A 14497-nucleotide genomic window follows, 5' to 3' on the forward strand; every position below is an offset into this window, starting at 1 on the left:
AGCACTTTCGTAATAGAATCATTTTAAGTTCAAAATTATTCGCATCAGAAAAGAAAAAGGAAGTTAAGCAACAGCAAGTTGCCTAACCTCCTTAATTGAGCTGACCAGTCCTATTTGACAGAGAGCCAGAAAATTTTAATAAATCCCTCTATTTTTTACTAAATTTCGTGTATGATATTGCATAAGGAGGGATATTATGGAGTGGTTAAAATTAATTGGTATCATCATTATTGTACTAGGATTTTATTTTAAATGGGACACCATTGGTACAGTACTAATCGCTGCTGTCGTGACAGGTTTAGTTTCAAATATGCATTTTTTAAAAATCCTAGAAATATTAGGTCAAGCTTTTGTAGATAGCCGTATGGTTTCATTATTTGTATTAACGTTACCAATGGTCGGATTAATTGAACGTTACGGATTAAAGTCACAAGCAACACGGCTTATTCATAAAATACAGGGGATTACATCAGGAAGTATCATGTCCCTCTATTTATTTATTCGAGAATTAGCAGGACTCGCATCAATTCGTATTGGTGGTCATCCACAGTTTGTTAGACCATTAATGAATCCAATGGTTCAAGCTGCAGCACAGGCAAAATACAAAAGACCACTAGATGCAAAAGATGAAGAAAAATTAAAAGCACATATTTCAGCGATGGAAAACTATGGTAACTTCTTTGGTCAAAACTTATTTGTTGGTGCATCAGGTGTGTTATTAATCGTATCAACCTTTGAATCTTTAAATATGAACGTAACAGCGATTCAAATCGCATTATTTTCAGCGCCTATTGCTGTTGTGACATTAATTATAGGTGTAGTTCAAAATATATTATTTGATCGTAAGCTTGCACGTAAATACGGTGTGAAAGAAGGTCGAAAGCATGAGTGAAACAACAATTAATCAAATTCTAGAGTTTTTTTACATACTCATCGGTTTACAATTTTTTTATACAGCGTACCGTGTCTTGAAATTTAAAGATAATGATAAAAGAATAGGAACTGCTGCTTTTTGGATTATTTTAGGGTTAACCTTCATTATTGGACCATACGTACCGAATGTCATTAACGGTATCTTTGTTCTTGTGATGGGAGCGTTAACAATTACAAAAAATGTAAAGTTAGGGAAGGTCGTAGAAGTTAATCACGAGACTGAAGAAAAGGGTGCAACTCACTACGGGGTTAAACTATTTATCCCCGCAATTGTATTAGCAGTAGCAGCTATCATTATTTCTACGTGGACATCACTTGGTGGCGCTATAGGGATTGGTGCATCTTCAGTAATCGCACTCATTGCAGCCTATATCGTTTTAAAACCACGTCCTAAAGAAGGGTTGTATGATAGTGACCGTTTAGTTCAACAAATTGGTACGGTGGGGATATTACCACAATTTTTAGCGGCACTTGGTATTTTGTTTACCGTTAGTGGTGTTGGAGAGACAATTTCAAAAGGTATTTCAGGCTTTCTACCTGAAGGCAATGCACTTGTTGGTGCGACAGCGTATATTTTAGGAATGGTGTTATTTACGATGTTAATGGGGAATGCATTCGCTGCATTCACAGTAATTACGGTGAGTATCGGTTTACCTTTTGTAATTGCTATTGGTGGTGACCCTGCAATAGCGGGTGCGCTTGCAATGACAGGTGGTTTTTGTGGCACATTATTAACACCAATGGCTGCAAACTTCAATGCGTTACCTGTAGCACTACTTGAAATGAAAGATGAATTAGGAGTGATTAAAGCTCAAGTTCCTATGGCAGTCTTATTAATTATTGCACATATTGTTTTAATGTACTTGTTAGCATTTTAAATATGAGGAGGTATTTATATGAATATTTTAATTACAGGTTTTGATCCATTTGGCGGTGAAAAAGTCAATCCAGCACTTGAAGCGGTAAAGACTTTACCATCCGAAATTAAGGGACATCAAATAGATAAGTTGGAAATTCCTACCGTTTTTAACGACAGTATTGAAGTGATCAAATCACAGCTTGAGAAGAAAACGTACGACATTATTATAGCGGTAGGACAAGCAGGAGGACGTTATGAGATTACGCCAGAGCGCGTGGCTATCAATGTAGATGATGCACGTATTCCTGATAATCAAGGTAATCAACCTATCGATCAGCGTATACAAGATGATGGCGCACCAGCTTATTTTACAAATTTACCAGTGAAACGGATGGTAGAAGCAATGCGTAACGCACAAGTACCAGCAAGTTTGTCTAATAGTGCAGGTACTTTTGTGTGTAACCATATTATGTACCAACTGGCTTATCTTGCAGCACATTTAGATCATCCTGTTAAAACTGGATTTATACACGTACCATTTGCGCCTGAACAAGTCGTGGATAAGCCAAATCAACCATCGATGGCTATTGAAGTGATGACTAAAGGATTACGTATTGCAATAGAAACAAGTATTGAATACGATGGTGACGTAGAAGCTGTATTAGGCACAACACATTAGTGAATGATTTCAATTGCAAAGTCACCATTATTTGAAAAACGGACATAATGTGAAATATGGATTGAATTTGTGTGTTAATTTGTGTCCAAAGTATTACATTATTCTAATTTAAAGCAATGAAATGATATGCAATAAGATAATTTTATGGCTTATGGTTAACATTTTGTACAAAAGAGTATAAAATGGGGGTAACTAAGAATGTGGGGGCATCCTTAGGTTAGAGAAAATATAGGGGGGATATTTATGCAAGAACATCTTGTCGTAACTCTAGATGGTAAAGATTACCTTGTCGAACCCGGTAAGAACTTGCTTGAATTGATTAAAGAGCAAAATACGTTTGTACCTTCAATTTGTTATAACGAATCACTTGGTCCAATTCAAACGTGTGATACGTGTACAGTTGAAATTGACGGCCAACTTGCTCGTGCTTGTGGCACAACAGTTGATCGTTCAATGGTTGTAAATACCCAAAACAATTCGGTTCAAACAGCTCAAAAAGAAGCGTTAGACCGTATTTTAGAGAAACACCAACTCTATTGTACAGTCTGCGATTATAACAATGGCAACTGTGAAATTCATAATACTATGGATCAGTGGGGGCTTGAGCATCAAACATATGAATATAAACCAAAACCTTATGATGTTGACTTTGGCCCGTTCTATCGCTACGATCCAAACCAATGTATCTTATGTGGACGTTGTGTAGAAGTTTGTCAAGACGTTCAAGTTAATGAAACATTGTCTATCGATTGGGATAGAGAACAACCTCGCGTAATTTGGGACAATGACGTTTCAATTAATGAATCATCATGTGTTGGATGTGGTCAATGTGCTACAGTTTGTCCTTGTAACGCGATGATGGAAAATAATATGGTCGGTAACGCAGGTTATATGACTGATATTGAACCAGGTTCACTGGCTTCAATGATTGATTTAACTAAGAAAGCTGAAACAGGTTATGGTCCGTTATTTGCAGTGTCAGATTCTGAAGCGGCGATGCGTGAAGAACGTATTAAAAAGACAAAAACAGTATGTACATATTGTGGTGTAGGTTGTAGCTTCGAAGTTTGGACAAAAGATCGTGAAATCTTAAAAGTACAACCTTCTCATGATTCACCAGCAAACAAAATTTCTTCATGTGTTAAAGGTAAGTTCGGTTGGGATTATGTTAATTCAGAAGAACGCTTGACAAAACCTTTAATTCGTCGAAATGGTCAATTTGAAGAAGTTGAATGGGATGAAGCTATTCCTTATGTTGCAAAACGTATGCAAGAGGTCAAAGATGAATACGGCCCTGAAGCATTGACATTTATTTCTTCTTCAAAAGCAACTAATGAAGAGTCATACTTAATGCAAAAATTAGCGCGTCAAGTTGTTGGTACAAATAACATCGATAACTGTTCACGCTATTGTCAAGCTCCAGCAACTAAAGGTTTATTTAGAACTGTAGGTCATGGTGGAGATTCAGGTTCAATTGATGATATCGGTAAAGCTGAAATGGTTATTACAGTCGGAACAAATACAGCAGAAGCACACCCTGTTATTGCATCTCGTATTAAACGTTCTCATAAATTATTCGGTCAAAAACTTCATGTTTTCGATATTCGTAAACATGAAATGGCGGATCGTGCTGATGAATTTTATCAACCGCTTCCAGGTACAGATTTAGTATGGCTTTCAGCAGTAACAAAATATATCATTGATAACGGTTGGCATGATAAAGCATTCATCGATAAATGGGTGGATGACTTTGATAGCTATTACGATTCACTTGAACGTTACACAATGGAATTTGCTGAAGAAACAACTGGTATCAAAAAAGAACGCTTAATTCAATTAGCAAAAGAAATCGTAAGTGTAAACTCTGTCTCAATCTGTTGGGCTATGGGTGTGACACAACAAGAAACTGGTTCAGACACTAGTACAGCGATTTCAAACTTATTATTAGCAACTGGTAACTACATGAAACCAGGTGCAGGTTCATATCCATTACGTGGTCACAATAACGTACAAGGCTGTTCTGACTTCGGTAGTATGCCGGACAAATTACCAGGTTACTTAGGCGTTATGGACGATGAAGCACGTGGTCGCTTTGAAGAAAGATGGGGCGTTAAAATCCCTAGCGAACCAGGATATGACAACCATCAAATGATGGACCACATTCATTCTGGTGATGTACACAGTATGTTTATATTAGGTGAAGATACAGGTATTGTTGACTCTAATATTAACTACGTACAAGCTGCACTTGAAAAAGTAGATTTCTTAGTTGTACAAGACGAGTTCTTAACATTCACAGCTGAGTTTGCAGATGTAGTATTACCAGCAAGTCCATCACTTGAAAAAGATGGTACATTTACAAATACAGAACGTCGTATTCAACGTTTATATCAAGCACTTGAGCCACTAGGTGATTCAAAACCAGACTGGCAAATCACACAAATGATTGCAAAAGAAATGGGCTATGATTGGGGTTATACACATCCATCAGAAATTATGGATGAAGCAGCAGACTTAACGCCAATGTTTGCAGGTGTAAGATACCACCGTTTAGAAGGTTATAATAGTCTTCAGTGGCCTGTTGATGCAGATGGTACAGACTCACCATTACTATTTACAGAAAGATTTAATTTCGATAATGGTAAGGCGAAATTCTTTGCGTTAGACTTTAACAACTTCTATAAAACGCATGAAGAATACGATTTACATGTCAATAATGGTCGTGTACTTGAGCATTTCCATGAAGGTAATATGACTTATAAAGTGCCTGGCTTACAATACAAAATGCCAACAGCATTCATCGAAATCTCACCAGAACTTGCGGAAGAACGAGATATTCGTGAAGGTGCGGCAGTAAAATTAACGTCTGAACATGGTGAAGCAACAGGACACGTACACATTACAGATCGTGTGAAAGGTAAACAAATTTACTTACCATTAAATGATAATAGTGAAGCGGCTGTTAACTACTTAACAAGCAGTAGAACAGACCCAGAAACACATACACCGGCTTATAAATCAACATGTTGTCGTATGGAAGTTTTAAGTAAGCGTGGTAAGTCACCGTTGAATCCAACAAACTTCCGTAACCAAAAACGCAATCCGCAATATAGTGTTCAGGTTGAGAAAAAATGGGCAAGACCAGATTACGTCTTCCCAGGGGATCAGGTGATGAAATAATGGCAGAACGTATCTCTAAAATTAAAAGAATCGAAAAAAGCGACGCACAGATTAAAGCCGAAAACTTAAATGAAGTCACATCAGCTATTGCTGAAAATAAAGACAGCATTTTAAAAGCGATTGAGCTAATTGGCGCATTAGATCATGCTAAAATCCTCGATGCATTAAATGGTGCTGTTAAGCAACGTGGTGTGATTACTGAAAAAATTGTGACAGAACTGAATAAAGATCAATATTCAGGTATTCTGCATAATATGGGGCAAATGCTCTTCTTATTAGGCGCACTGGATACTGATGAATTAAGTACATTATTGAATAAAGTCAATAAAGGATTACGTGTGGCAAACCAAGCGAATCCGAATGCACGTTCTTCAGTTTCAGGACTTGTGAAAGTCTTAAAAGATGATGAAATTAATAAAAGTATTACGTATTTCTTAAACATTCTAAAAGGTATGTCTCGTTAAACGAAACGTGATATATTGGAGTAGGTTATCCAAACAGACTGGACAACGATTGTTCAGTCTTTGGACACCTACTCTTTTTTTTGAGGTCAAATTTAGATTCATCTACCAATGTGGTATGATAGTAAAAAAGTAAAAATTTTCGATATCACGTTAATATAGCATACTTAAGGTAGGTGATTAGATATGGATAGAAATCAAATGAAACATATTAAAAGACTAGGCATCATCTCAAATGTAACGTTAGTGTTAGGGTTAATTTTTTTATTTTTTATACCAATATTATCATTATTATGTTTTGTGATAACGTTAGGTTTGAGCTTATTATTATTTAATATGATTTTTAAAGGCAATCGTAAATTACGTATTATTGTAAATATTGCATATGTAGTTGTGCTCATTTTTATTATTGCTGTAATATATGGAATGAGGTAAGCCGTATAAAGGAGTTTAGAAGATGATGCGATGGATAAAGGAAAAGCCAATGCGAACAATCATTATCGCGATTTTAGCGATATTTTTTGTGCTTTTCATCATTAATGAAACAAGTTTGTTTAAAAATGATATTCATTATACATTTGATGAAGCGGTTGGAAAACAAACAAGTAACGGTATTTTACATACTCAAGAGGACAATGGAAGATTTTTAGAAGCTTCTCGTGAAAATGTTGCGGAAGCGATGAAAATCAAACACTCAGATTCGGATCTAATGTATATGGATATATCTGAACCGGTACGCATGTCTAAAGAAGAAGTTAACACAATGCTTAAAGGTAACGGTATTTTAGAAGGTCACGGGCAAGACTTTTTAGATGCTCAAGATCAGTACGATGTGAATGTCATTTATCTTGTAAGTCATGCGCAAGTTGAAACGGGAAAAGGCCAATCAGAGCTTGCGAATGGGATTGAACAGGGTAAAAAACGTTATTTTAACTTTTTTGGTATTGGTGCATTTGACCGTGATGCTATTGAAACGGGTTCAAGTTATGCCCAACAAGCTGAGTGGACTACGCCAGAAAAAGCAATTGAAGGCGGTGCAAAATTTATTCGAACGCATTACTTTGAAAATGGTCAAATCACACTGTATCAAATGCGTTGGAATCCTAAAGAGCCTGGTACACATCAATACGCCAGTGATATTGATTGGGCACGGAATATTGCACAACAGATGGCTGAGTACTATGATAAATATGGCATTAAAAAAGATGATATTCGCAAAAATTTTTATAAATAAAATTGAGCTATAATACGCTTAAGATACTAGAAATATGAAATAAAGTGTATCCATTATTGTGGCTTAGTTTTATGTGAGCAGTACAGATTCTTAAAGTACAACTTAAATGAGGTGAATGTATGAAAATTGGAATTGTAGGTGCAGGAATTGGTGGACTTACTGCTGCAGCCATGCTTAATGAACAAGGTCACCAAATAGAAGTTTTTGAGAAGAAGGCCGAATTAAGTGAAGTGGGCGCTGGCATTGGTATCGGTGGTAATGTCCTTAATAAGTTAGGTCAGCATGATTTAGCTAAAGGCATTAAAAATGCAGGACAAATTTTAGAAAGACTCAATATTTATGATCAAAAAGGACATCAATTAGCAGAGATGGGTTTTTCTATAGAGACTACTAACGTAACATTAAAACGTCAAACGTTATTAGATATTATTGCGAGTTATGTGCCTGAACACATCATTCAATTGAATCATGAAGTTAAATACGTAGAGATTAAAGAAGAGCACGTTCTATTAACATTTACAAATCATGAAACACGAGCGTTTGATCTTGTCATTGGCGCAGATGGCGTACATTCCAATGTTAGACAAGCAATTTTCCCTAAGTCAAAAGTGAATTATCAAGGCTATACTTGTTTTCGAGGTATTGTAGACGGAATGGAACAAATGCCTCATGTTGCAGATGAATATTGGGGAGAAAAAGGTCGTTTTGGTATTGTGAGCTTATTAAACGGGCAAGCGTATTGGTTTGCGACGATGAATGCTAAAGCAAATGATCCAAAGTTTAAAGGGTTTAATAAACCATATTTGCAAGCGTACTTTAATCATTATCCTGAAGCGGTTCGAAAAGTGCTTGATGAGCAACCTGAAACAGAAATTCTACATCATGATATTTATGATATGAAACCACTAACAACATTCACTGAAGCAGACCGTGTCGTATTATTAGGTGATGCGGCACATACAACAACCCCTAATATGGGACAAGGTGCAACGCAGGCCATGGAGGATGCTATTGTACTTGCTAATGTACTTCAAAAGTACGATACACGTTCTGATGCGCTCAAACGATATAATCGTTTACGTGTGAAACATACTAAAAAGGTGATTAAGCGCTCCCGTAAGATTGGTAAAATGGCTCAAAAAGATCGTCCTATCAGTATTAAAATGCGCAATGCATTGCTCAAACGTATGCCAGAACGCGTCATGAGAAGGCAAACGACATTTCTGTTTAAATCTAAAAAAGTATAAAAATATGCGGTTAGAACTCATAAATAAAGTTCTAACCGCATATTTGTTATAACTTAATTAACGATATAGTCTGGTGTTTCGCCATTTGCTTTTTTAATCAGGTTTGAGGCTACGATATCCGCCATCATATCACGTGCTTCAAATGTTGCGTTACCGATATGAGGTGTGATAACGACATTATCTAATGATTTTAAGCCTTCAGTAATTTCAGGCTCAAATTCGTAAACATCAAGTGCTGCCCCTTCAATTGTTTTATTTTTTAATGCTTCAAGTAATGCTTTTTCATGAACAATAGGTCCACGAGACGCATTAATTAAATAGGCTGTAGGTTTCATTAATTCTAATTGTGGCGTATCAATCATATGTTCCATGTCTTTATTATAAGCTGCGTTTAACGTAACAAAGTCAGCTTCTTTGAGTAACGTTTCTAGATCAACGTAACGTGCCCCAATTTCTTTTTCTTTATCTTCTTTACGATGTGGACCCGTGTAAAGAATCTCCATATCAAACGCTTTTGCGCGACGTGCAACGGCACTACCAATTTCACCAAGTCCAACGATACCAATCGTTTTTCCAGAAACTTCACGACCTCGGAAGAATAAAGGTGCCCAACCGTCAAACCCTTCATGACGCATTAATTGATCACCTTCAGGAATGCGACGTGCAACGGCAAGTAAAATACCCATCGTTAATTCTGCTGTAGCATTAGTTGAAGCTTTTGGAGTATTACTTACATCGATATTTTTAGAGCGTGCATAGTCAATATCGACATTATTAAAGCCAGCACCATAGTTAGCGATAAACTCTAAATTCTCAGCACTATCAATCACTTCTTTGTCTACATTTGTTGATAAAAGACTTACAAGACCGAACGCATCTTTAACAGATTCTTTTAGCGTTTCTTTATCAATGATGCCTTGACCTTCATACATATCCACTTCAAAGTGTTCTTTTAATTTTTTAAGCCCAGATTCAGGAATTGGACCTGCTACAAATACTTTTTTCATCGTACATTCCACCTTTCTTTTTAAGTATATGAAACCCTTTTCTAAAACTCAAGAAAACGTACCTTACGCAATTAACTTTAAACCAATTGCTGAAACTATAATTAGAAAAATAAAAAAGATACGTAAAAAATGTTTAGATTCATGATAGGCTATCATGCCTAACACAGTTCCACCGACAGTACCGATTCCTGTCCAAACCGCATAAGCAGTCCCCATTGGGATCGTGCGCATCGAAATAGATAAAAACCATAAGCTCAATGCGAAAGTAATTGCAAGCAGTATAATAAAGCGTTTTTGAACTTTAATTGCGTATTGATTTAACCAATAGACCCCTAAAACTTCAAAAGAGCCAGCAAATATCAAACTTAACCATGACATTATGATGCACCTTCTTCGTTAGATGTTAATTTTAATCCAATGACCCCAACCACTAGGCCTAAAATAAAAATAATCTTCATAATACTTGCTGGTTCACTAAAGAATAACATACCTGTAATGACAGTTCCGAGTGTACCGATGCCAACGAACACAGCATAAACGGTTCCTACTGGTAAATATTTTGAAGCAGAAAGCATCATCCAGAAACTAAAACCAATACAGAGCAATGTCAGTAGCCATTGATACCAATGGGTAGAATGTGTAATGCCAATGACCCAAAATACTTCAACGATACCAGCAACAAAAACTTTCAACCATTGCATGATTATCGCTCCTTTTTAAAAATACTAATGATATTAGTATAAAATATGAAACTATAAGGATAAACATAAACGCACAAAAAAGCCTAGAAACACAAGATATTACTATCATTTTAAGATTTGTGATAGTTTTATGCGTTTCTAGACTGAGTTTAAATATATTTATTTTAAGTGGATATAATTATATGAGCTTGCTTCAGCACTTGAAATTGTACGTTCACTTACGCTAAATGGTCCACCGTTATAGTTCATTTCAGAAACAGTAATAGAGCCGTCATTATTTACAGATTCAACATAAGCAACGTGACCGAATCCACCTAGGTCTGATTGTAAAATCGCACCAGCTTCAGGTGTTTGGTTTACAGTATAACCTGCTGCTCTTGCTGCATCGTCCCATTGATTAGCATTACCCCAAGTTGAGCCGATTTGACCACCTACTTTGTCGTAAACATACCAAGTACATTGACCAGCAGTGTATAAGTTACCTAATTGAGAAGTTCCAGTTGATTGTGTAGCTGTTGATGTTGTTGTTGTATAGTTGTCATTAGAATATGTTTGATTACTTTGTGATTGGTATGTGTAATCCATATTTCCTTCAGCATTTGTATTATATTGATATTGGTATGAATAGTTATATTGTCCTTCAGCAGCGTCCGCGTCATGATTTAATCCAACTGCAGCTGCACCAAGCCCAGCTGATACTGTAGTTAATGTTGTTAATTTTTTTAGCATTACAAAGTCCTCCTGTAAATATGAAATTTATATTTGAATTAAGTAATTGTATTTTTATTTTTTGATGTTTTACATCGACAAGGCATACAATAGCAAAAAATTAACCCTTTGTGTGTAATGTTACGACTTTGTAATGAAAATAAAAAAGCCGCTTGTCATGTTGTAATTTTATGACAAGCGGAAGAAATCTGTCGTTGCACCATTAGACACACGAAATATGTTGTTATAAATGTTGAAATATGACAACGACTGTAATATTTATTAACGGAAAAATCGTATTGATAACGGTGGTAAATAGTGTTCACCATTATACGCTTTAATAATACCTATAATATGGAAAATAAAAGACATAATAGCAAGAATAGGTGTTGTAATAAAACCAATTAACACAATCATTAAAGCAGTTGATATCGAAATCCAGATAAAATAAGAGATAAAGAAGTTTAAATAATTTTTTCCAGTTATATCTACAAAATGAGACTCTTCTCTATTTAATAACCAAATGATAAGCGGTGCAATGAGCGCTGTAAAAAAAGAAGTTACATAGATTAAAAGGGCCATGAGTCTTTCGTTTTCGCTAACATTTTGAGTGACTTCGTCGTAATTTCGACCATCAGGATGATGATAAGACATACCGTTTCCTCCTATAATTTAAATTGATTTGTATAATTACATTAAATCAAGAGGCTTATAAGATTACAAGTAATTAAATATTTAGAGTTAGGGTACAATTTAATAAAAGGTATCAAAAAATATCAAAATTTTGTTTTCTTTTGAGGGTTGTTTTGTTAATATCTTCATGAGTCACAATAAAAAAGAGAAGAAAGAAGGGTTAATTATGAAAATTGCAGTTGTCGGATCAGGGAATGGAGCTGTTACAGCAGCCGTAGATATGGTAGATCAAGGACATGATGTAAAACTGTATTGTCGCAATCAATCTATTGATAAATTTAATACAGCACTTGAAAAAGGTGGATTTAATTATAACAATGAAGGACAAGAAAGCTTTGTTAAATTCACAAATATTAGTGATAACATGGAAGATGTTATTAAAGATGCAGAAGTGATTATGCTCGTTATACCTTCATCATTTATTGAATACTATGCCGAATTAATGGCTTCATATATTAATGATGAACAAATTATTTTCTTTAATATGGCAGCTGCAATGGGGTCAGCACGCTTTATTAAAGTTTTAGATGAATATAAGATTACAACACGACCTGTTTTTGCAGAAGCAAATACATTAACATATGGAACGCGTGTTGATTTTGAGACAGCAACGGTTGATTTATCATTAAAAGTACGTAAAGTCTATTTCTCAACATTAGATGAAAAAGACTTAGTACCTGCTTTTGATAAAATTGAAAAAATTTACCCATATATTGTTAAAGAGGAAAGTTTATGGCGTACTAATCTTGAAAATGGGAATCCTGAAGTACATCCAGGACCAACATTATTAAATGTGGGACGTATCGATTATAGCCATGATTTTGCGTTATACAAAGAAGGCATAACAAAACATACAGTAAGATTGTTACATGCTGTTGAGATGGAGCGTTTATCTCTAGGACGTAAATTAGGCTTTGAATTAGAAACAGCTAAAGAAGCACGTATTGAACGTGGTTATTTAGAGCGTGAAATGGAAGACGAACCACTTAATAAAATCTTTAACCATAGTCCAGTATTTTCAAGAATTCCAGGACCGAATAAAGTCAACAACCGTTATTTGACAGAGGATATTGCATATGGACTTGTATTATGGTCTAGTTTAGGTAAAGAGATTGGCGTACCAACACCAAATATCGATGCCATCATTGTGATTGCATCTACAATTTTAGAGCGAGACTTCTTTAACGAAGGGTTAACCATTGATTATTTAGGTCGTGAAAATGTAGGACTCATTTCATATTAATCACTTTAGAGGTTATTAATTAAAAGGGGAGAGTGTTGTGTATGAAGAGACAGCCGACATTATTAGAATCTATTTCTACTATTGTTGTGATGATGTTCGTAGTATGTATTGGGTTTATTGTATTTGAAATACCTGTACAACCTTTATTAATTATTTCAGCAGCTTATGCGTCATGGATAGCGTGGCGCGTAGGTTTGCGTTGGGAAGATTTAGAGGAAGGCATCACAGATAGATTATCTACAGCAATGCCGGCAATTTTTATTATTTTATCAGTAGGGATTATAGTTGGATCTTGGATGTATTCAGGAACCGTTCCTGCATTGATTTATTATGGACTTAAATTTTTAAGTCCTAACTACTTTTTAGTTTCAGCATTTTTAATTTCTGCTATATGTTCAGTGGCAACAGGTACAGCATGGGGTTCTGCCTCAACAGCGGGGATCGCGTTGATGGCCATTGGATTACAAATGGATATTCCAGCAGGGATGGCAGCTGGTGCAATTATTTCAGGTGCAGTTTTTGGGGATAAAATGTCACCTCTTTCAGACACGACAAATTTAGCGGCGTTAGTGACGAGAGTGAATATCTTCAGTCATATTCGACACATGGTTTATACAACTGTGCCCGCATCAATTATTGGTTTGATGATTTGGCACTTTGCTTCTCGCGGGTTTGGAGCAAATGTAAGTACTAAAAATATTCAAACGATGCTTAAAGATATTGAATCGATGTATCACATTGGCTTTTTTGTCTGGGTTCCAATGATTGTGATTATAGTTTGTTTATTAATGAAAATTTCTACAGTCCCATCAATGCTCATTTCTAGCGTTTCTGCCATTTTAGTCGGTTGGCTTGTGAATGGTTTTGCGCTTAAAGATGGTTTTATAGCGACTTTTGATGGATTTACTTCTGATATGATGGGAAATCGTATTCAAGGTGTATCAGATAAAGCCTTATCTCTAGTTGAACAGGGCGGTATTATGAGTATGACACAAATTATAGTAACAATCTTTTGTGGTTATGCATTTGCAGGGATTGTGGAAAAAGCAGGTTGTTTAGACGTGTTACTACATAGTATTGCTAAAAACATTAAAACGCAAGGCCAATTAATACTTGCAACGGTTATAGGTGGATTAATTATGGTTTTAGCAGCAGGTGTTGCTTCTGTTGTCATTATCATGGTTGGTATTTTACTGATGGAAATGTACGATAAGATGAATTTAGATCGTGTCAACTTATCACGTACGTTAGAAGATGCAGGTACAATGGTCATTCCACTTATTCCATGGGGGACATCTGGTATTTATTATTCGCAACAACTGGGTGTAGGTGTAGGTTCATTTTTCCTATGGGCCATTCCATGTTATATCTGTTTAATGATTGCAATATTTTATGGATTTACAGGAATCGGCATTAAAAAGAAAGATAAAACAGTACAAGCAACAAAATAATTATAGACATAAGTTGTTAAGGTCGGGGCACACTTCATGTGTTTGTCTCGACCTTAATAATTTTACACGTATACTTTTGTTTTAAAAAACTTTAGAACGGA

General features: G+C 35.6%; 15 protein-coding genes. 10 read left to right on the forward strand and 5 right to left on the reverse strand.

Features of this window, described 5'->3' with window-relative positions:
• Positions 1–196: 196 nt before the first annotated feature.
• From HHH54_RS03110 to HHH54_RS03145, 8 genes are all read left to right on the forward strand, one after another.
• Positions 197–892 carry a DUF969 domain-containing protein gene (locus HHH54_RS03110; protein ID WP_198617381.1) on the forward strand — a complete coding sequence of 232 codons (696 nt, stop codon included), beginning with the start codon at positions 197–199 and terminating at the stop codon, positions 890–892.
• On the forward strand, positions 885–1811 hold the full coding sequence (locus HHH54_RS03115; RefSeq protein ID WP_198617382.1) for a DUF979 domain-containing protein: 927 nt from the start codon (positions 885–887) through the stop codon (positions 1809–1811). Before HHH54_RS03110 ends, HHH54_RS03115 begins: the two co-directional genes overlap by 8 nt.
• A gap of 18 nt (positions 1812–1829) precedes the next feature.
• The gene (gene pcp, locus HHH54_RS03120; protein ID WP_198617383.1) at positions 1830–2471 is read left to right on the forward strand and encodes a pyroglutamyl-peptidase I; all 642 of its coding nucleotides are present in this window, start codon (positions 1830–1832) and stop codon (positions 2469–2471) included.
• Between the two features lie 243 nt (positions 2472–2714).
• The gene (gene fdhF, locus HHH54_RS03125; protein WP_198617384.1) at positions 2715–5651 is read left to right on the forward strand and encodes a formate dehydrogenase subunit alpha; all 2937 of its coding nucleotides are present in this window, start codon (positions 2715–2717) and stop codon (positions 5649–5651) included.
• Positions 5651–6115, forward strand: a complete 465-nt coding sequence (locus HHH54_RS03130) for a helical membrane plugin domain-containing protein (protein WP_198617385.1) — start codon at positions 5651–5653, stop codon at positions 6113–6115. Before fdhF ends, HHH54_RS03130 begins: the two co-directional genes overlap by 1 nt.
• Before the next feature lie 183 nt (positions 6116–6298).
• Positions 6299–6547 carry a hypothetical protein gene (locus tag HHH54_RS03135; protein WP_232796226.1) on the forward strand — a complete coding sequence of 83 codons (249 nt, stop codon included), beginning with the start codon at positions 6299–6301 and terminating at the stop codon, positions 6545–6547.
• Positions 6548–6569: 22 nt separating this feature from the next.
• Positions 6570–7346, forward strand: a complete 777-nt coding sequence (locus HHH54_RS03140; protein WP_198617386.1) for an N-acetylglucosaminidase — start codon at positions 6570–6572, stop codon at positions 7344–7346.
• Positions 7347–7465: 119 nt separating this feature from the next.
• Positions 7466–8593, forward strand: a complete 1128-nt coding sequence (locus tag HHH54_RS03145) for an FAD-dependent monooxygenase (protein WP_198617387.1) — start codon at positions 7466–7468, stop codon at positions 8591–8593.
• 53 nt (positions 8594–8646) lie between these two features.
• On the opposite strand, the gene HHH54_RS03150 is transcribed toward HHH54_RS03145, so the two are convergent.
• The 5 genes from HHH54_RS03150 to HHH54_RS03170 all read right to left on the reverse strand — a co-directional run bounded on the left by HHH54_RS03150 (position 8647) and on the right by HHH54_RS03170 (position 11663).
• Entirely contained in the window at positions 8647–9600 is a 954-nt protein-coding gene (locus HHH54_RS03150) for a 2-hydroxyacid dehydrogenase family protein (RefSeq protein ID WP_198617388.1), read from the reverse strand.
• A gap of 63 nt (positions 9601–9663) precedes the next feature.
• Positions 9664–9978, reverse strand: a complete 315-nt coding sequence (locus HHH54_RS03155; protein ID WP_198617389.1) for a DMT family transporter — start codon at positions 9976–9978, stop codon at positions 9664–9666.
• Positions 9978–10301: a DMT family transporter gene (locus tag HHH54_RS03160; protein WP_198617390.1), complete on the reverse strand. Its 324-nt coding sequence runs from the start codon at positions 10299–10301 to the stop codon at positions 9978–9980. The genes HHH54_RS03155 and HHH54_RS03160 overlap by 1 nt, the downstream gene beginning before the upstream one ends.
• A 159-nt stretch (positions 10302–10460) precedes the next feature.
• On the reverse strand, positions 10461–11030 hold the full coding sequence (locus HHH54_RS03165) for a CHAP domain-containing protein (RefSeq protein ID WP_198617391.1): 570 nt from the start codon (positions 11028–11030) through the stop codon (positions 10461–10463).
• Between the two features lie 261 nt (positions 11031–11291).
• On the reverse strand, positions 11292–11663 hold the full coding sequence (locus tag HHH54_RS03170) for a DUF4870 domain-containing protein (RefSeq protein WP_198617392.1): 372 nt from the start codon (positions 11661–11663) through the stop codon (positions 11292–11294).
• A 205-nt stretch (positions 11664–11868) separates the two neighbouring features.
• Between HHH54_RS03170 and HHH54_RS03175 the strand changes: the two genes are divergently transcribed.
• Together HHH54_RS03175 and nhaC are read left to right on the forward strand one after the other, a co-directional pair.
• Complete coding sequence (locus HHH54_RS03175; protein ID WP_198617393.1) at positions 11869–12945, forward strand: NAD/NADP-dependent octopine/nopaline dehydrogenase family protein; 1077 nt, start codon at positions 11869–11871, stop codon at positions 12943–12945.
• 41 nt (positions 12946–12986) lie between these two features.
• Positions 12987–14396 carry a Na+/H+ antiporter NhaC gene (nhaC, locus tag HHH54_RS03180; RefSeq protein WP_198617394.1) on the forward strand — a complete coding sequence of 470 codons (1410 nt, stop codon included), beginning with the start codon at positions 12987–12989 and terminating at the stop codon, positions 14394–14396.
• The last annotated feature ends 101 nt before the right edge of the window (positions 14397–14497 follow it).

The sequence above is a fragment of the Staphylococcus canis genome, from assembly GCF_016238445.1.
Classification (GTDB): domain Bacteria; phylum Bacillota; class Bacilli; order Staphylococcales; family Staphylococcaceae; genus Staphylococcus; species Staphylococcus canis.

What these genes read in the sequence shown, in the direction of transcription:
- HHH54_RS03130 (WP_198617385.1), top strand. Translation starts at nt 5,651, where the DNA reads ATGGCAGAACGTATCTCTAAAATTAAAAGAATCGAAAAAAGCGACGCA.
- HHH54_RS03145 (WP_198617387.1), top strand. Translation starts at nt 7,466, where the DNA reads ATGAAAATTGGAATTGTAGGTGCAGGAATTGGTGGACTTACTGCTGCA.
- HHH54_RS03115 (WP_198617382.1), top strand. Translation starts at nt 885, where the DNA reads ATGAGTGAAACAACAATTAATCAAATTCTAGAGTTTTTTTACATACTC.
- HHH54_RS03160 (WP_198617390.1), bottom strand. Translation starts at nt 10,301, where the DNA reads ATGCAATGGTTGAAAGTTTTTGTTGCTGGTATCGTTGAAGTATTTTGG.
- pcp (WP_198617383.1), top strand. Translation starts at nt 1,830, where the DNA reads ATGAATATTTTAATTACAGGTTTTGATCCATTTGGCGGTGAAAAAGTC.
- HHH54_RS03150 (WP_198617388.1), bottom strand. Translation starts at nt 9,600, where the DNA reads ATGAAAAAAGTATTTGTAGCAGGTCCAATTCCTGAATCTGGGCTTAAA.
- HHH54_RS03135 (WP_232796226.1), top strand. Translation starts at nt 6,299, where the DNA reads ATGGATAGAAATCAAATGAAACATATTAAAAGACTAGGCATCATCTCA.
- HHH54_RS03175 (WP_198617393.1), top strand. Translation starts at nt 11,869, where the DNA reads ATGAAAATTGCAGTTGTCGGATCAGGGAATGGAGCTGTTACAGCAGCC.
- fdhF (WP_198617384.1), top strand. Translation starts at nt 2,715, where the DNA reads ATGCAAGAACATCTTGTCGTAACTCTAGATGGTAAAGATTACCTTGTC.
- nhaC (WP_198617394.1), top strand. Translation starts at nt 12,987, where the DNA reads ATGAAGAGACAGCCGACATTATTAGAATCTATTTCTACTATTGTTGTG.
- HHH54_RS03165 (WP_198617391.1), bottom strand. Translation starts at nt 11,030, where the DNA reads ATGCTAAAAAAATTAACAACATTAACTACAGTATCAGCTGGGCTTGGT.
- HHH54_RS03110 (WP_198617381.1), top strand. Translation starts at nt 197, where the DNA reads ATGGAGTGGTTAAAATTAATTGGTATCATCATTATTGTACTAGGATTT.
- HHH54_RS03155 (WP_198617389.1), bottom strand. Translation starts at nt 9,978, where the DNA reads ATGTCATGGTTAAGTTTGATATTTGCTGGCTCTTTTGAAGTTTTAGGG.
- HHH54_RS03170 (WP_198617392.1), bottom strand. Translation starts at nt 11,663, where the DNA reads ATGTCTTATCATCATCCTGATGGTCGAAATTACGACGAAGTCACTCAA.
- HHH54_RS03140 (WP_198617386.1), top strand. Translation starts at nt 6,570, where the DNA reads ATGATGCGATGGATAAAGGAAAAGCCAATGCGAACAATCATTATCGCG.